This is a genomic window from Trinickia sp. (genome assembly GCF_051961175.1).
In the GTDB taxonomy this organism is placed as follows: domain Bacteria; phylum Pseudomonadota; class Gammaproteobacteria; order Burkholderiales; family Burkholderiaceae; genus Trinickia.
The window spans coordinates 1-16,606 of the sequence record NZ_JBQCDN010000414.1 but is presented as its reverse complement, the minus strand read 5'-3'; the positions used below and the strand labels follow the sequence as shown (position 1 = coordinate 16,606).

General features: G+C 65.5%; 15 protein-coding genes. 7 read left to right on the top strand and 8 right to left on the bottom strand.

Translation table 11 applies throughout. The features are described from left to right. The first annotated feature begins 211 nt into the window (after positions 1-211). The 6 genes from ACTHL0_RS23480 (at position 212) to guaD (ending at position 8,737) form a co-directional block, all read left to right on the top strand. Complete coding sequence (locus ACTHL0_RS23480; RefSeq protein ID WP_440569377.1) at positions 212-730, top strand: disulfide bond formation protein B; 519 nt, start codon at positions 212-214, stop codon at positions 728-730. A 386-nt stretch (positions 731-1,116) separates the two neighbouring features. Next, on the top strand, positions 1,117-2,658 hold the full coding sequence (gene xdhA / locus ACTHL0_RS23475; protein WP_440569376.1) for a xanthine dehydrogenase small subunit: 1,542 nt from the start codon (positions 1,117-1,119) through the stop codon (positions 2,656-2,658). Then, complete coding sequence (gene xdhB / locus ACTHL0_RS23470) at positions 2,655-5,138, top strand: xanthine dehydrogenase molybdopterin binding subunit (protein ID WP_440569375.1); 2,484 nt, start codon at positions 2,655-2,657, stop codon at positions 5,136-5,138. Before xdhA ends, xdhB begins: the two co-directional genes overlap by 4 nt. 19 nt (positions 5,139-5,157) lie before the next feature. After that, a complete protein-coding gene (gene xdhC, locus ACTHL0_RS23465; RefSeq protein WP_440569374.1) occupies positions 5,158-6,270 on the top strand; it encodes a xanthine dehydrogenase accessory protein XdhC in 1,113 nt (370 codons plus the stop codon). Beyond that, positions 6,251-7,291, top strand: a complete 1,041-nt coding sequence (locus ACTHL0_RS23460) for an adenosine deaminase (RefSeq protein WP_440569373.1) — start codon at positions 6,251-6,253, stop codon at positions 7,289-7,291. The genes xdhC and ACTHL0_RS23460 overlap by 20 nt, the downstream gene beginning before the upstream one ends. A 138-nt stretch (positions 7,292-7,429) precedes the next feature. Further along, the gene (gene guaD / locus ACTHL0_RS23455; protein WP_440569372.1) at positions 7,430-8,737 is read left to right on the top strand and encodes a guanine deaminase; all 1,308 of its coding nucleotides are present in this window, start codon (positions 7,430-7,432) and stop codon (positions 8,735-8,737) included. Between the two features lie 58 nt (positions 8,738-8,795). Here guaD and ACTHL0_RS23450 read toward each other — a convergent pair whose 3' ends face one another. Further along, the gene (locus tag ACTHL0_RS23450; RefSeq protein ID WP_440569371.1) at positions 8,796-10,046 is read right to left on the bottom strand and encodes an NAD(P)/FAD-dependent oxidoreductase; all 1,251 of its coding nucleotides are present in this window, start codon (positions 10,044-10,046) and stop codon (positions 8,796-8,798) included. 123 nt (positions 10,047-10,169) lie between these two features. On the opposite strand from ACTHL0_RS23450, the gene ACTHL0_RS23445 reads away from it, so the two are divergent. Further along, the gene (locus tag ACTHL0_RS23445; RefSeq protein WP_440569369.1) at positions 10,170-10,901 is read left to right on the top strand and encodes a class I SAM-dependent methyltransferase; all 732 of its coding nucleotides are present in this window, start codon (positions 10,170-10,172) and stop codon (positions 10,899-10,901) included. Positions 10,902-10,970: 69 nt separating this feature from the next. Here the strand turns inward: ACTHL0_RS23445 and ACTHL0_RS23440 are convergent, their stop codons facing one another. The 7 genes from ACTHL0_RS23440 to ACTHL0_RS23410 all read right to left on the bottom strand — a co-directional run. Beyond that, complete coding sequence (locus tag ACTHL0_RS23440; RefSeq protein ID WP_440569368.1) at positions 10,971-11,408, bottom strand: excinuclease ABC subunit A; 438 nt, start codon at positions 11,406-11,408, stop codon at positions 10,971-10,973. Between the two features lie 59 nt (positions 11,409-11,467). After that, positions 11,468-11,899, bottom strand: coding sequence for a hypothetical protein (locus ACTHL0_RS23435; RefSeq protein WP_440569367.1), 432 nt, complete (start codon positions 11,897-11,899; stop codon positions 11,468-11,470). 67 nt (positions 11,900-11,966) lie between these two features. Next, on the bottom strand, positions 11,967-13,199 hold the full coding sequence (locus tag ACTHL0_RS23430) for a beta-ketoacyl-[acyl-carrier-protein] synthase family protein (RefSeq protein ID WP_440569365.1): 1,233 nt from the start codon (positions 13,197-13,199) through the stop codon (positions 11,967-11,969). Continuing rightward, a complete protein-coding gene (locus ACTHL0_RS23425) occupies positions 13,196-14,422 on the bottom strand; it encodes a beta-ketoacyl-ACP synthase (RefSeq protein ID WP_440569364.1) in 1,227 nt (408 codons plus the stop codon). Before ACTHL0_RS23425 ends, ACTHL0_RS23430 begins: the two co-directional genes overlap by 4 nt. Next, complete coding sequence (locus tag ACTHL0_RS23420) at positions 14,422-15,153, bottom strand: 3-ketoacyl-ACP reductase FabG2 (protein ID WP_440569363.1); 732 nt, start codon at positions 15,151-15,153, stop codon at positions 14,422-14,424. The genes ACTHL0_RS23425 and ACTHL0_RS23420 overlap by 1 nt, the downstream gene beginning before the upstream one ends. Then, positions 15,150-15,665, bottom strand: coding sequence for a hotdog family protein (locus tag ACTHL0_RS23415; RefSeq protein ID WP_440569362.1), 516 nt, complete (start codon positions 15,663-15,665; stop codon positions 15,150-15,152). Before ACTHL0_RS23415 ends, ACTHL0_RS23420 begins: the two co-directional genes overlap by 4 nt. A gap of 19 nt (positions 15,666-15,684) precedes the next feature. Then, a partial coding sequence (locus ACTHL0_RS23410) for a beta-ketoacyl synthase N-terminal-like domain-containing protein (RefSeq protein ID WP_440569361.1) occupies positions 15,685-16,606 on the bottom strand: 922 nt, incomplete at its 5' end.

Below are 16,606 nucleotides of genomic sequence, written 5' to 3'. Positions count from 1 at the left end.
GGTTGCGGGTTGCGGGTTGCGGGTTGCGGGTTGCGGGTTGCGGGTTGCGGGTTGCGGGTTGCGGGTTGCGGGTTGCGGGTTGCGGGTTGCGGGTTGCGGGTTGCGGGTTGCGGGTTGCGGGTTGGCGGGTTGCGGGTTGGCGGGTTTAACAACGGTTTAAGCGAAAACACCTAAAATTCATCGGTTTCCATTTTCGGGTCGTGGTCCACTCATGAACGACAAGTCTTCGCTGCGCCGCGAGCGCAGTCTCCTCGTACTGCTCGGGTTCGTCTGTCTAGGGCTTGTCGGCGGCGCGCTCTATCTGCAGTTCGCGCTGCACGAGGATCCCTGTCCGCTGTGCATCATTCAGCGGTATCTGTTTCTGCTGATCGCGCTTTTCGCGTTCGTCGGCGCTGCCCGCAAAGGGTGGCGCGGCATCGCAGTCTTCGAGACGCTGATCGTGATCAGCGCGGTGGCCGGCATGGCGGGCGCCGCCCGGCATCTGTTTATTCAGCTCAACCCGGGCTTCAGCTGCGGCTTCGACGCGCTGCAGCCGGTGGTCGACGGCCTGCCACCGGCCCATTGGCTGCCGAGCGTCTTCAAGGTCGGCGGCCTGTGCGAAACCGTCTATCCGCCCATCTTCGGTATCTTGTTGCCCGGCTGGGCCCTGATCGCCTTCGTTCTGATTTTTGTGCCCGTCGCCGCAAGCCTCTGGCGCCGGCGTGGCCAGCGGCGACTGCACGCCATCTGAAACACGATCTGAAACACCCTCTGAAATCTGGCGCCCCTGTGCCCGCATGACCGCGGGGCGCCCCATCCTCTTGCCCGCCCCACGAAGCGCGTCGGCCATCGGCGCCGCCCCCTCCCTTCCCATCGACCCGCCGAGCCCGGGGTAAACCCGACATCCGCCAACGTGGTGCGTCCGTGCCCCGCCCCGCTCAGCCGAGCGGCAACGTCGGCCAGCCCGACCGATCGTCAGGGACGTCATGACGGCGCGCGAATAGCGCCCATCAGCATCGAACGATATCTTCGCCCCGTGTCAGTGCTATCTTCGGGCATGGATGGCGATCCACGTGCGCGAGGCCACTGGCCGGCCATCGCGTAACGCGCGCCGGGTCCCCCTACTAGGACGGCTAAATGAAGACGCATCCCATCCGCTTCTACTACCGCGGCGCCATCCGCGAAATCTCCGGCGTGCCCGTGACGCGCACGGTGCTGCAGCACCTGCGTGAGGACTTGCGCTGCACGGGCACCAAGGAGGGCTGTGCGGAGGGCGATTGCGGGGCCTGCACGGTTGTCGTCGGCGAACTCGACGCGCAGGGCGAGCTCGTGCTCAAAGCCGTCAACGCCTGTATCCGCTTTCTGCCGACACTGGATGGATGCGCCCTGTTCACCGTCGAGGATCTGCGCGCCGCCGACGGCGCACTGCATCCGGTTCAGCAAGCGCTCGTCGACTGCCACGGTTCGCAGTGCGGCTTTTGCACGCCCGGCTTCGCGATGTCGATGTGGGCGCTCTACGAAAACTATCCGAAAGGTGCCGGCTTGCCCACGCGCGATGAAATCGCGATGGCGCTGTCGGGCAACCTGTGCCGCTGCACAGGCTACCGGCCGATCATCGAAGCCGCTCAGCAGATGCTCGATCCGGAGCGGCACGCCCATGTTGCGCTCGAGCGCGCACCGATCGTCCAGGCGCTGCACCGGATTCAACGCGCACCGAACGAGACCTTCGCCTATGCGGGCCCCGACGTGCGCGGTAGCGCGTTCGGTGAAAACCGGTTCTGGGCACCCGCCTCGCTGGACGCGTTCGCGCAGCTGCGGACCGCGCATCCGCACGCGCTCGTGCTGGCGGGCAGCACGGACATCGGCCTGTGGGCCACGAAGCAACTGCGCGACCTCGGCGATTTACTCTACGTCGGCCGTGTCCCCGAGCTCGGGACGGTCGAACGCGATGCCACGCTGCTCACCATCGGCGCAGCCGTCACGTTAGAGGACGCCTATGCCGCGCTGATTGTCGACTACCCGGAACTCGCCGAACTGGGCAAGCGATTCGGATCGCTTCCCGTGCGCAATGCCGGCACGCTCGGCGGCAACGTTGCCAACGGCTCGCCGATCGGCGATTCGATGCCCGCGCTGATGGCGCTCGATGCGAAGATCGTGCTGCGGCGTGGCCGTGAGATACGCTCGATGCCGCTCGATGCGTTTTACCTCGGCTATCAGAAGACGGCGCTCGAAGCGGGCGAATTCGTCGTGGCGCTGTGCATCCCGCGGCCCGAACGCGCGCTGCGGTTCCGGACGTACAAGGTGTCCAAACGCTACGACCAGGACATCTCAGCCGTTTGCGCGGCATTCGCGATTGATGTCGTCGACGGCACGATCGAGCGCGCGCGGATCGCCTTCGGGGGGATGGCGGCAACGCCCAAGCGCGCCACGCATGCCGAAGCGGCCCTCGTCGGCAGCGCGTGGGACGAACAGGCTGCCTATCGCGCCATGGATGCAGTGGCAGACGACTATCGACCGCTGACCGACCTGCGCGCCTCCAGCCGCTACCGCTGCGCCGTCGCGCGCAACCTGCTCTGGCGGTTCTGGCTTGAAACCCGCGAGCATGCCCCGCTAGCGCTCGCGGAAGTCGACGCGTTCGCGTTCGACGACGCGCACGCCCCAGGCAAGGAGGCGTCATGAATCTGCCGAACGATGGGCCGAGCGGGAGGCCGACCGACGCGTCCCCGTCCACCGCAGCGCCACGTCCGCCGATCGCTTCGCCCGAGGCTGATCGCTCCATCGGCGTGCCGCTGCCGCACGAATCGGCCGAATTGCACGTGAGCGGCGAAGCACGCTACACCGACGACTTACCCGAGCTCGCCGGCACGCTCCATGTCGCGCTCGGGCTCTCCCGCTATGCGCATGCCCATGTCGTTGCGCTCGATCTCTCCGTCGTGCGCGAAGCCCCGGGCGTCATCGCCGTCTTCACCGCGGCCGACATTCCCGGCGAGAACAACTGCGGCCCTGTCGTGCACGACGATCCCATCCTCGCCGACGATCTCGTTCAGTACGTCGGCCAGCCCCTCTTCGCCGTCGTCGCCACCTCCTATGAACTGGCCCGGCGCGCAGCCGCGCTCGCCAAAAGCGACGATGTCGTGCGCTACGAACCGCTCGAGCCGGTGCTGACGATCGCCGAGGCCCGGGCACGGCATCATTACGTGCTGCCGCCGCAGCGCCTGCTGCGAGGCTCGCCCGCTGAGCGCATCGCGCAAGCGCCGCACCGATTGACGGGCGAATTCGAAGTCGGCGGCCAGGAACAGTTCTATCTCGAAGGGCAAGTCGCGTATGCGACTCCGGCAGAGCGCGATGGCGTCCATGTCTACAGCTCGACTCAGCATCCGAGCGAGATGCAGACCGTCATCGCGCACATGCTCGGCTGGCCCGCGCACAACGTTGTTTGCGAATGCCGGCGGATGGGCGGCGGCTTCGGCGGCAAGGAATCGCAATCGGCGCTGTTCGCCTGCGTCGCCGCGCTGGCCTGTACGCGCCTTGGGCGTCCCGTGAAAGTGCGCGCCGACCGCGACGACGATTTCCTCATCACCGGCAAGCGCCACGATGCGCTCTATCGATACGAAGCCGGCTTCGACGGCGACGGACGCCTGCTCGGGTTGCGCGTCGAAATCGCGCTGCGGGCGGGATATTCGGCCGACTTGTCGGGCGCCGTCGCCACGCGCGCCGTTTGCCACGTCGATAACGCCTATTTCCTCCCGGACGTCGAAATCGTCGCACTCTCGTGCAAGACGAACACGCAATCGAACACAGCCTTTCGCGGCTTCGGCGGCCCTCAAGGCGCATTGGTCACCGAAGTCGTGCTCGACAGCATCGCCCGCACGCTGGGCCGCGACCCGCTCGACGTTCGGCTCGTCAACTACTATGGCATCGGCGAACGCGATGTCACGCCCTACGGCCAGCGCGTCGACGACAACATCCTCGCGCCGCTGACTGCCCGGCTCATCGACACGAGCGACTATCGCGCGCGCCGCGCGTCCCTGGCGGCCTTCAATGCGAAGAGTCCCATCCTGAAACGCGGCATCGCGCTCTCGCCCGTCAAGTTCGGCATCTCGTTCAACGTTGAGTTCTTGAACCAGGCCGGTGCGCTCGTGCACGTTTATCGTGACGGCTCCGTGCTCGTCAATCACGGCGGCACGGAAATGGGTCAAGGCGTCAACACGAAGGTCGCGCAAGTCGTCGCGCACGTGTTCGGGCTGCCGCTCGCACAGGTACGCGTCACGGCCACCGATACGTCGAAGGTGGCGAATACCTCGGCCACGGCCGCATCGACGGGCAGCGACCTGAACGGCAAAGCGGCCGAGGCCGCGGCGCTCACCATTCGCACACGGCTCGCCGATGTGGCGGCGCGCACGCTCGACGGCGAAGCGGCCAACATCCGCTTCGAGCACGGCCAGGTTGTCGGCGAACGCGATGCAATGGCCTTCGCGCAACTCGTGGGCGCGGCCTATCTCGCTCGCGTCCAGCTGTGGTCCGACGGTTTTTATACAACGCCGAAGATTCATTGGGACGCCAGCTCGATGACGGGCCATCCCTTCTACTACTTCGCCTATGGCGCGGCGGTGTCGGAAGTCGTCGTCAACACGCTGACCGGCGAATCCAAGCTCGTGCGCGCCGACTTGCTGCACGACGTGGGGCGCTCGATCAACCCGGCCATCGATATCGGTCAGATCGAAGGCGGATTCATCCAAGGGATGGGCTGGCTCACGACCGAAACACTCTGGTGGAACCGCGACGGACGCTTGATGACGCATGCGCCGTCAACCTACAAGATTCCGGCGGTCAGCGATACGCCGGCCGCCTTCGACGTGCGGCTTTATGCCAACGACAACGCCGAGCCAACCATCTTCCGGTCCAAGGCGGTAGGCGAGCCCCCGCTGCTGCTGGCCTTCTCGGTCTTTTTGGCACTGCGCGACGCGATCGCCGCGGCCAGTCCCGATCCGCGGTGCGTACCCTTGCTCGCGGGCCCCGCCACCCCGGAAGCGATATTGATGGCACTCGATGGCATCAACGGCCCGGACGACGATGGCACGAACCGTGCAGCGTCCAACGACACCGCCCCCGCAGCCGAGCACGCGCCGCCACAGGCGAGCGTGTCCGGCGCGGCTTGAACGGAGCACGAAGAAACGCATGCAACCTTGGCTCACCGAATTGCAGCAATTGCTCACGCACGGCGATGCCGTCGTGCTCGTCACGGTTGCCCGCGTCGAGGGTTCGACGCCGCGCGAAGCCGGCGCGAAGATGATCGTCACGCGCGACAGCGCACGCTACACCGTCGGCGGTGGCCATCTTGAATGGCGAGCCATCGAGATCGCGCGCGAGGTGCTGCGCGACGGCATGCGCGCGCCGCGCTTGCGCCGGTTGGAACGGCTCTCTCTCGGGCCCAGCCTTGGACAATGCTGCGGCGGCGCCGTCGTCCTCGCGTTTGAGCGGGTGGATGTCCGCGACCTCGATTGGGTAGCGGCGCTCGCCAAACGCGTGCAGGCCGGCAAAGCCACGCAGCGCAGCGTATCATTCGGCCCCTTGCACGAACCTGTGCGGCTGGCGGATATCGACGAGGGCATCCAAGCGCCCGAGTGCCTGCTCTGGGATGGCGCCGGCTTCGACGAAGGCAACGTGCTGCTGACGGAGACGATCGTCTCTCGCGAATTCCCCGTCATGCTGTTCGGTGCGGGACACGTCGGCACCGCGTTCGCGCGCGTACTGGCGACCTTACCGTGCCGCGTGCGCTGGGTGGACGAACCGGGTGCGCCGTTCCCGCCGCAGGTTGCGGGGACTCAATCGGCTCAATCGACTCAATCGGCTCAATCGGCTCAATCGGCTCAATGGCCCAACGTGACGATCGATGCGACGAACACACCCGAGGCGGCTGTCGATGAAGCGGCACCTGGCACGGCGTTCGTCGTCATGACCCACGATCACGCACGCGATTTCGCGCTGGCGGAGCGCATCTTGCAGCGCGACGATTTTCTCTTTTTCGGCATGATCGGCTCGCGTACGAAACGCAGACAATTCGAACTGCAACTCGGCGCGCACGGCCTCGATCAGGCGCGCATCGCGCGCATGGTGTGTCCGATCGGTATCGATGGGATCGACGACAAAGCGCCCGAAGTCATCGCACTGTCGGCTGCCGCACAGGTGCTGCAAGCTGTCGAAGCCGCACGTGCCGCGCCCGCGGCCGTGCCCGATCAACCGTTTTCCACGCTGCAACCGCTGACCGACCATGACCCCCACATTAGCTGAAAAAATCGCCGGCGCGCCGAAGGCCGAGCTGCACATCCATATCGAAGGCTCGCTCGAACCTGAAGTGATCTTCACGCTCGCGAAACGCAACGGCGTCAAGCTTTCGTACGAATCGATCGAAGCGCTGAAGTGCGCTTATCAGTTCACCGATTTGCAGTCGTTCCTCGACATCTATTACGCCGGCGCCAGTGTGCTGCTGACGGAGGAAGACTTCTACACGATGACGATGGCCTACGTCGAACGGGCCCTCGCCGACAATGTCATCCATGCCGAAATCTTCTTCGATCCGCAAACGCACACCGAACGCGGCGTGGCGATCAGCACGGCTGTGGCGGGCATCGAACGCGCGCTGGCCGAAGGCGAGCAACGCGGCCTGACGAGCAAACTCATTCTGTGCTTCTTGCGCCACCTGACCGAGGCCGATGCGCTCGCAACCTACGAGGCGGCCCTTCCGTTGTTCGACACCTACGCGCATCGCCTGATCGGCGTCGGGCTCGATTCGTCCGAACGCGGCCATCCGCCGTCGAAATTCGAGCGCGTCTTCGCCAAAGCGCGTGCACGCGGCCTGAAGCTCGTCGCGCACGCCGGCGAGGAAGGGCCGCCCGGCTACGTGCATGAAGCGCTCGACGTGCTCAAGGTCGATCGTGTCGATCACGGCGTACGCAGCATCGAAGATCCGGCGCTCGTCGCACGTCTGGCCGATTCGCGTATCGCGCTGACCGTGTGCCCCCTGTCGAACATCAAACTGCGCGTGTTCGACGACATGAAGCAGCACACGCTCAAGCAACTGATGGCGCAAGGCGTGGCCGTGACGGTGAACTCGGACGATCCCGCGTACTTCGGCGGCTACGTCAACGCGAACTATTTCGCCACGGTCGACGCGCTCGATCTGAGCGAGCAAGAGGTGTACACGATTCTGCGCAACGGCTTCGAGGCGTCGTTCGTCACGCCCGTCGAACGGCAGGCCCTGATCGACAAGCTCGACGCGTTTTGGGGGCCCGTGAACCCGCCGCCCCACTGATTTCCCAGCGCGGATCGCGCTAAACCGGCCGCATCCTGACGTTGCCTTCTCGTTGCATGGGCGACGAAGGCACCGCTCGGCCGTGCGTCGCGCTATCACGCCTTTTTATCGCATCGAGACTGAGAGAGACGCTCCATCATGAATCAACACGAACAGCGCACCGCCTTTCGCGCCAAATTGCTGACCTTCGTGGGCGACCCGGCCGTGACGGCGGGCGGCGCGTGTTTCGAGGAAGACGGATTGCTCATCGTCGAAGGCGAACGTGTCGTCGCGGCGGGCCCCTATGCCTCGCTGCGCGCACAGCTGACGCCAGGGACAGCCATCGTCGAGCGGCCTGGCAAGCTGATTGCCCCAGGCTTCATCGATACGCATGTGCACTATCCGCACACGGAGATGATCGCGTCGCCGGCGGCGGGCTTGCTGCCGTGGCTCGATACCTACACGTTCCCGACCGAGCGCGGTTTCGCCGATCCCGCGCACGCGTCGAACGTGGCCGAGTTCTTCCTCGATCAGCTCGTCGCGTGCGGGACGACCACGGCACTCGTCTATTGCACGGTCCATAAAGGATCGGCCGATGCGTTGTTCCAAGCGAGCGAGGCACGCAATCTGCGGATGGTGGCGGGCAAGGTGCTGATGGACCGCAACTGCCCCGAGTTTTTGCGCGACACGGCGCAATCGGGCTATGACGACAGCGCGGCGCTGATCGAACAATGGCACAAGCGCGGCCGGCAGCTGTATGCGCTGACACCGCGCTTTGCTCCGACGTCCACGCCAGAGCAGTTGGAGGCCTGCGGCGCCCTCGCCCGCTTGCACCCGGATGTCTTCATTCAAAGCCATGTCTCGGAGAACACCGACGAAGTGAAGTGGGTGAAGGAACTCTTTCCCGGCCATCGCAGCTATCTCGACGTCTACGAGCACTATGGCCTGCTACGCCGGCGCGCGGTGTACGGACATTGCATCTATCTGGACGACCACGATCGCGCGCGCATGGCCGAAACCGGTGCGGTGGCTTCGCACTGCCCCACGTCGAACTTGTTCCTCGGCAGCGGACTGTTCGATTTCGAGAAGGCGGGACAAGCGAAGATGCCCGTCACGCTCGGCACGGACGTCGGCGGCGGCACGTCGCTCTCGATGCTGCAAACGATGAACGAAGCTCACAAAGTCGCGCGCATGACGGGGCACCACCTGACGGCGCAGCGGATGTTCTGGCTGGCGACGGCCGGTGCCGCGCAGGCACTCGGCCTCGACGAAACGATCGGGACCTTGCGCCCCGGTTCGGAAGCGGATTTCATCGTGCTCGACCCCGAAGCGACGCCGCTGCTCGCGCGCCGCACGGGGCTCGCACAGTCGCCCGAAGAATGGTTATTCGCCTTCGCGATGCTCGGCGACGACCGCGCCGTGCTCGAAACGTATGCAGCAGGCAAGCGCGTGCACCAGCGCGCGTAACGGCTACGCGTGCTGCGGCGTCCCTGCATCAACGGGCCGCCGCAGCCTCGCGGCCGGCTCAGGCCGGGTACATCGTGCAGACTTCATGCAGCGCGTTGAACCGCCGCACGGGATCCGCCACATAGGGATTGGTTTCGTCCCAGGCATAACCGGCCAGAATCGAGCTGATCATCCGGCGAATCTTCGGTGTCTGATTCTTGTAGAAGATGATGTCCTGCAATTCGCCCGTGTACCACCGTTCGACGAACACGCGGAACGTATCGATCCCCTTGCGCAGCGGCGCATCGTATTCGGCCGCCCAATCGACGTGCTCGCCATCGAGTTGCCGCAGCAGCGTGTGCGTCGCGAGATGCGCCGAACGCAGCGCGATCGTCACACCCGACGAGAACACGGGATCGAGGAATTCGCCGGCGTTGCCGAGCAGTGCAAAGCCCGGGCCGTGCAGCCGCTCGACGTTGGCCGAATAGCCGCCGATTCGATTGACGGGCATGAGGAACGGCGCATCGCCGATCAGGCGCGCAATCGTCGGTTCCGCGCGAATCAGTTCGCGCAGCTTCGCTTCGCGCTCGGCTTCGGGCACATCGAGAAACGCGGCTTCGGCGACGCACCCGACCGACGTGCGTCCGCCCGCGAGCGGAATCATCCAATACCACACGTCGCGGCGTTCCGGGTGCACGGCCACGCAGATCTTGTCGCGATCGGTGCTGCCGGCCGGCAGCGCATCCTGCACGTGCGAGAACAACGCCGCCCGCGGGGGCATGCGCGAAGGCGTTTCGAGCCCGAGCAGCCGGGGCAGGACGCGGCCGAAGCCGCTCGCGTCGAAAACGAAGCGCGAGGCAACGTGATAGACGCGCCCTTCTTCGTCCGCCACTTCCAACACGGGCGATTCGCCCGTTTGCATCGAGCGCACCGTATGGCCGAAGCGGACGTTGACGCCTTGCTCGGTCGCACGGCGTATCAGCAGTTGATCGAATACGGCACGCTCTACCTGGTAGGTCGTGCCCCACCCTTCCGAATGCTTGTCGCGGAAATCGAACGAGGAGAACTTGTCACCGTGTACGAACGAAGCCCCGTTCTTGTATTGAAAGCCGGCCTCGACCACGGCCTGCAGCATGCCGGCCTCTTCGAGATAGGCCATGCTTTGCGGCAACAGGCTTTCGCCGATCGAAAACCGCGGGAAGTGCTGGCGCTCGAGCACGAGGACCGAGCGGCCCGCCCGTGCGAGCAGCGCGGCCGCCACGGCGCCGGCCGGTCCTGCGCCGATCACGGCAACATCGATTTGCTCGGCTTCCGCGAATTGCGTATTCATTGTCGTTTCGTCCTTGTTACTTCCACTTTAAGTAGGCGGTGGCGCTTTTTCAGCGCACCACCTCGCCAGTTCCCATTACAATCCGCGGCATCACAACGACATCCATCCGCGGGGGAAGCCAGCGTGTCCATTCATTCATCGCCCGCCGTGCGCCAGAATTCGACGTTCGTCCCCGAAACGGCGTTCGGTGTCTGGTTCTTGCGCACCCATACGTGGGAGCACCACGTGCTGCGCGTGGCCATCGACGATCTGAAGCGTCTCATCGATGCACCGCTCCCGCCCCAGCCCGTTATCGTCGACGCCGGCTGTGGGCAAGGCATCTCGTTCAAGCTGTTGGCCCGCGCATTCGCGCCCAGCCGGATCGTCGGCATCGATTGTCATCGGCCGTCGCTCGCGCTCGCCGCGCAGGCAGGCCAAGGCCTCGATGTCGACATCGAAGTCATGCACGGCGACTGCGCCGCACTGCCGCTGCCCGATGCCAGCGCCGACATCGTCTTTTGTCACCAGACGTTCCACCATCTCGTCGAGCAAGAGCGTGCGCTCGACGCGTTTTGGCGCGTCCTGAAACCGGGCGGCCTGCTGCTGTTCGCCGAATCGACCGACGCCTATATCAAGTCGTGGGTCATCCGGCTTCTGTTTCGACATCCGATGCAGGTGCAAAAGAGCGCCGACGGTTATCTCGCCATGCTGCGCGCACGCGGTTTCGTCTTCGCCGAATCCAACGTCTCGCTGCCGTACCTCTGGTGGAGCCGCGCGAAAGACTTCGGCTTGCTCGAACGTCTCGGCCTTCATCACCCGAAACCGGGAAAAAGGCGCGAGACGCTCGTCAACGTCGCCGCGCGCAAGCCGGTCTGACACGCGAGCGCGCACACACTGACCGGGCACGGCGGCGCCGGTGCTGCCGTGCCAGGCCATGGCGCATCGTTACTTCTTCAGCGTCACGACTTGCCCCTTGAGCGCCACGCCGGCCATCACCGCGCCCGCGCCGCACGTGAATTCCGTCGCACTCGCCGTCAACTGGTCCTTGTAGTTGCTCTTGATGTCGATCACCGCGTTGCCGCCAAGTTCGCGCGCCCGCTTTTGCAGGGCGATCACGGCCGACAGGAACACGTGTTGGCAGGCGGCCTCGTCACTGCGGCCGAACGCGCTCGTCTTCTTGTTGGTGGCCGCCTCGGACAACGTCTTGAGCACCTTCGGATGCGGCTGCCCGGCGAAATACAGCGCGATGTCTTCGTCGACTTTGGCATCGCCCGCCGCCAGCGCGCTGTCGATCGGATACGTTTCGATCGAATTGCGGGCGAAAGCTTGGGTCGCCGCGAGCGACAGAACGACGACAGCAGCCAGCTTCAGATGACGTTTCATTGTGCTTATTTCCTGTTTCTTATAGGTTGTGGAACTGCGGATGTCCGGGCCCGGACGATTCATTTCGCGTCGAGCTTGACCAGCTCGCCATGCACCTTCAGCGCGGCGGCGCTCATGCTCGTCGCGCAGGTGAATTCGGTGGCGGAGGCAGTGTGCGTGCCATGGAAGCTCGTCTCGATGTTCACCACCGCATTGGCGCCGTGATCGATCGCATCCTGGCGCAGCTTTGCCAACGCCTCCGTCAGCGCCGCGTTGCAAGCGTCCGTTTCGCCGTCGAGCTTGCGCGCGATACGCGACGACGCCGTCGCCTCGCCCTGCGAGGCGGTCACGGCCGGATGCGCCGCATCGCCAAAATAAAATGCGACTTTGCCGTCGGCAGGCTGGGCATCGAGTACGGGCTTCAGGGGATAGGACGTCGTGTGCGTATGCGCCACCGCCGCATGCGCAGCGAACGCCGCAACCGACAGCGCAATCAGATGCTTGAGTTTCATCGCCATACTCCGTTTGTTGTTGTCATGTCGAAAAATCGGAAAACCCCGTCACGCACTGCATGCGCCCTCAACAGGCGCGAAACATCAAGCTCGCACAACTGCCGCCAAACCCGAACGAAACGGACATCGCGGTAGCAAGCGTTTCGGTTCTCGCGGATCGGACAAGCGGCGCGCCCTCGGCACAAGCATCGAGAGACTCGATTCCCGCGCTCGCGGCGACGAAGCCATCACGCATCATCAGCAAGGTGTAAATCGCCTCATGCACACCGGACGCCGCGAGCGGATGGCCCGTGAGCGCTTTCGTCGACGAAAACAGCGGCATCCGTTCGCCGAACACGGCCCGCAGCGCCTCCAGTTCATGCGCATCGCCCAGCGGTGTCGACGGCGCATGGGTATTGACGTACATCGGCCGCTCACCGGCCTCGTCGACCGAGGCGCGAACCGCTCGCGCAATGCCGGCCGCCCCCGGGCCCACCATCGTCAGGGCATCGGTGGCTTGTCCGAATCCGGTCAGCTCCGCATAGACCGAGGCACCGCGCGCGCGCGCATGCGCAAGCGATTCGAGCACGAGCACCCCGGCGCCCGAGCCGATCACAAAGCCGTCACGCGCGACATCGTACGGGCGCGACGCACGCTGCGGGGTGTCGTTGAACCCGCGCGAAAGCACCCCCATGGCATCGAACATCAACGCCGTGTTCTCGTGCAGTTCCTCGCTGCCGCCCGTCAATACGATCTGCTGCCGCTCGCTTTGAATCAGTTGCATCGCCTGACCGATCGCGAGCGCCGAGGTCGTGCAGGCCGAAGACGGCGAGTAGCACGCGCCCTCCAGTCCAAAAACATGGGCGACGTTCGCCGACACCGTGCTGCTCATCGATTGCGGCACCACGAACGGTGGCGCACGCTCGATGCCCCGCGCGGCGACCAGCGCGACAGCGGCGTCATACGTCGTCAGCGCACCAGCGCCGGAGCCGATCACCGCGCCGGCCGCAGGCGAACGAAGCGCCGAGGATGCGAGGCGCGCATCCTCGATCGCCATGCGCGCGGCGTGGCAAGCGAAACGGGCCGTATCGCCCATGAACCGCTCGAACTTGCGCGGGAACGGCAGCTCTTTGGCCACCGACGCGGCCCCGGCAATCTGGCTGCCGAATCCACGCTCGGCCCACGCGTCGACGCGCGCGATGCCCGAGCGGCCCACGCGCAAAGCATCGGCCACCGTATCGAGCGTGTTGCCGATGCACGAGACAATGCCCATGCCGGTCACGACCACGCGCTGGCTGTCCGGGCGCATCGTCGCGATCATCGCCACCGCTTGAAGATCAGCGACGTATTGATGCCGCCGAACGCGAAGTTGTTGCTCATGACATGCTCCGCGTCGATCTCGCGGCCCTCATGCACGATGTAATCGAGCGGTGCGCAGGCCGGATCGACCGTCGTCAGATTCAGCGTGGGCGCGTACCAGTTGCGCTTCATCATTTCGATCGTCCACCAAGCCTCGAGCGAACCGCACGCGCCCAGCGTATGGCCCACATAGCTTTTGAGCGAGCTGATCGGCATCGCGCTGCCGAACACGGCCGCCGTCGCGGCGCTCTCGGCCACGTCGCCGCGATCGGTCGAGGTTCCGTGCGCGTTCACATAGGCGATTGCCTCGGGCGGTAGCTGCGCATCGGCGAGTGCCATTTGCATCGCGCGCGACATCGTCACGGCGGTCGGCTGCGTTATGTGCGCGCCGTCCGAATTGCAGCCGAAACCGACCACCTCGGCGTGGATCACCGCGCCGCGCGCTCGCGCGTGCTCGTACTCTTCGAGCACGAGCGTGGCCGCGCCTTCGCCGACAACCAGCCCGTCGCGTTGCGCGTCAAACGGGCGCGGCGTCAGTTCGGGCGTCTCGTTGCGCGTGCTCGTCGCGTAGAGCGTATCGAACACCGCGACAGCGGGCCCCGACAATTCCTCCGCCCCGCCCGCCAGCATCAGCGTCTGCTTGCCCGTGGAAATCGCCTCGTAGGCATAGCCGATCGCCTGACTGCCCGAGGCACACGCGCACGACGTGGGGATGATGCGGCCCTTCAAGTCCCAAAACAGGCTCACGTTGACCGCGGTCGTATGCGGCATCATCTGAACGTAACTGTTCGATGTCACGTCCTGCATCGATCCCGTCTCCAGCATCGTGCCGAAGGCGCGAATCGGCTGGACCGAGCCCGACGATGAGCCGTATGCGACCCCCATGCGGCCGTCGGCGATCGAGGGATCGTCGGCGAGCCCCGCGTCGTGCAAGGCGAGTTCGCTGGCCCGCACCGCGAACAACGACACCGTGCCCATCGAACGCGTTTTCTTGCGCGGATAGGACGGGGGGGTCTCGAAGTTCGGCAGCGGGCACGCCAGGCGCGTATGCAGCGAGGAGAAATAATCCCACTCGGGCATCCGGCGCACCGCGTTTCGCCCGGCTCGCAGCGCCGCTTCGATCTCGTCCCACTGAGAGCCGAAGGCGGTCACGCCGCCCATTCCGGTAATGACGACACGCTTCATCAGATCATCCCGCCGTTGACGCCGATGACTTGGCGCGTGATGTAGGAGGCGCTGTCGGACATCAAAAAGCCCACGGCCGCGGCCACTTCATCGGGACGTCCCACGCGGCCCATCGGCACGGTGCCGAGCGCGCGTTCGATGTGCTCCATGCCGGCGAGCATCTCGGTATCGACGAGCCCCGGGGCCACGCAATTGACCGTGATCTTGCGCGAAGCGAGTTCGACGGCGAGCGCTTTGGTCGCGCCGATCAATCCCGCCTTGGCGGCGCTGTAGTTGACCTGACCGCGATTGCCCATCACGCCCGAAACCGATGCGATCGTGACGATGCGGCCGCCCTGCTTCGCTCGCACCATCGGCATCGTCAGCGGATGAACCACGTTGTAGAACCCGTCCAGGCCCGTTTCAATGACGGCGTCCCAATCCTCGTCCGTCAGGGCGGGAAACGCCGCGTCGCGCGTGAGGCCGGCGCAGAGCACGATGCCGTAGTACGCGCCATCGCGCGCGAGATCGGCTTCGAGCGCGGCGCGGCACGCCGCACGGTCGCGTACGTCGAATCGCACCAGCGTGGCGCAGCCGCCTTGCGCGACGATCGAGTCCACCACGGCTTGGGCTTCGTTCACACCGCTCCTGCAATGCACGGTGACGGCGAAACCGTCCGCGGCTAGGCGATACGCAATCGCGCGGCCGATGCCGCGGCTTGCGCCGGTAACGAGAACGCGCCGGCTGGTCATGACCTGAAACTCCCTTCGATGAATGCGTGGAAATCGGTTGGTTGAAATACTTTCACCACGGCTTGCGCGACACATCGACCGTCCTGCGCGATCGTGCATTCGTAGGCGCCGTGGCCTTGTTCGCTTTTGAGCAGTTCCTTCGCCTCGATGCGCAAGCGCGCACCGGAAGCGAAGGCGCAAATGTGCGCTTCGTAGCGGCTCGCACCAAGCAGCACGCCAGGCCTTGCCCGGCCGCCCGCGCGCATCGCGATCAAACCAACGTGCGCGGCGATGGCCTGGGCCATCAGCTCGATCCCGAGCCATGCCGGCATCGCCCCTTGCGCATCGGCGTACCACCCCTGCGGGTCCACACTGGCCAGTACCGCCACGGCCTCGTCGTCGCAGGCCACGATTTCGTCGACGAGACGCATCGTGCCGCGATGCGGAAGCACGTCTTCGACGGGCGGGAATGCCGCACCGGCCGGGCTCGTGCCAGCCCGGGCGGTCGAAGTTGAGAGAGTCGCTGTCGTCATCGAAAGTGTCAGGGATCGTTCAATGCGCGAGCACGAGGCTCACGTTGCTGCCGCCAAAGGCGAACGAATTGCTCATCACGGCCTGCCCGGGCAGCAAGCGCCGATCGCCTGCCACGAGGTCAAGCGCCGGCAGCGCCGGATCGGCCACGCCGTCCCATAAGTGGCCCGGCAGCGTGGCGCCCTCGCGGACCAGCGTGAGCCACGCGAACCCAAGTTCCGTCGCACCCGCGGCGCCGAGCGTGTGGCCCGTCAGCGGCTTCGTGCCGCTTGCCGCAACGCCTTGCGGAAACACACGCGACATCAGCCGCGCTTCCATCTCGTCGTTCTTGCGGGTGGCGGTCGCATGCAAATTCACATAACCGATCGCCTGCGGCGTCATACCCGCGTCGGCGAGCGCCGCGCGCAGCGCCTGCTCGCCGCCTTCGCCCGCCGGATCGGGCGCGGAAATATGATGGGCATCGCTCGATTCGCCGATGCCGGCCAGCCGCGCAGGCCCTTCGTCGCGGCTCATGAGGAAAACGGCCGCGCCTTCGCCGATATTGATGCCCGATCGATTCAGGCTCATCGGATTCGCGCGCTCGAGGCTCGTCGATTCGAGCGCCGCGAACCCTCGCAACGTCAGCTCGCACAGCGAATCGACGCCGCCGACAACGAGTGCGTCGCACAAGCCGAGCTGCAATAGGCGGCGCGCAGCGACGAATGCTTTCGCGCTCGATGTACACGCCGTCGAAATCGTGAACGCGGGGCCTTGCAGGCCCAGCGCCGCAGCCGCGAACGGCGCGCTGCTGCCGATCTCCATCTGCACATAGTGAAACGGCGAGCCGCTTTCGTTTTTCCCGCCCCACACACCCAGCGCCGCCGCGCCCGCGCCGCATCCATACGTAAAGGGTGCGAGCACGACGCCGACCCCCCCCCCGCCAAAACCCGCCCAAGCGGCGTGC

Bases quoted from the DNA above. Each gene is read 5' to 3' on its own strand.
- ACTHL0_RS23480 (WP_440569377.1), top strand. From the start codon at position 212: ATGAACGACAAGTCTTCGCTGCGCCGCGAGCGCAGTCTCCTCGTACTG.
- xdhA (WP_440569376.1), top strand. From the start codon at position 1,117: ATGAAGACGCATCCCATCCGCTTCTACTACCGCGGCGCCATCCGCGAA.
- xdhB (WP_440569375.1), top strand. From the start codon at position 2,655: ATGAATCTGCCGAACGATGGGCCGAGCGGGAGGCCGACCGACGCGTCC.
- xdhC (WP_440569374.1), top strand. From the start codon at position 5,158: ATGCAACCTTGGCTCACCGAATTGCAGCAATTGCTCACGCACGGCGAT.
- ACTHL0_RS23460 (WP_440569373.1), top strand. From the start codon at position 6,251: ATGACCCCCACATTAGCTGAAAAAATCGCCGGCGCGCCGAAGGCCGAG.
- guaD (WP_440569372.1), top strand. From the start codon at position 7,430: ATGAATCAACACGAACAGCGCACCGCCTTTCGCGCCAAATTGCTGACC.
- ACTHL0_RS23450 (WP_440569371.1), bottom strand. From the start codon at position 10,046: ATGAATACGCAATTCGCGGAAGCCGAGCAAATCGATGTTGCCGTGATC.
- ACTHL0_RS23440 (WP_440569368.1), bottom strand. From the start codon at position 11,408: ATGAAACGTCATCTGAAGCTGGCTGCTGTCGTCGTTCTGTCGCTCGCG.
- ACTHL0_RS23435 (WP_440569367.1), bottom strand. From the start codon at position 11,899: ATGAAACTCAAGCATCTGATTGCGCTGTCGGTTGCGGCGTTCGCTGCG.
- ACTHL0_RS23430 (WP_440569365.1), bottom strand. From the start codon at position 13,199: ATGATCGCGACGATGCGCCCGGACAGCCAGCGCGTGGTCGTGACCGGC.
- ACTHL0_RS23425 (WP_440569364.1), bottom strand. From the start codon at position 14,422: ATGAAGCGTGTCGTCATTACCGGAATGGGCGGCGTGACCGCCTTCGGC.
- ACTHL0_RS23420 (WP_440569363.1), bottom strand. From the start codon at position 15,153: ATGACCAGCCGGCGCGTTCTCGTTACCGGCGCAAGCCGCGGCATCGGC.
- ACTHL0_RS23415 (WP_440569362.1), bottom strand. From the start codon at position 15,665: ATGACGACAGCGACTCTCTCAACTTCGACCGCCCGGGCTGGCACGAGC.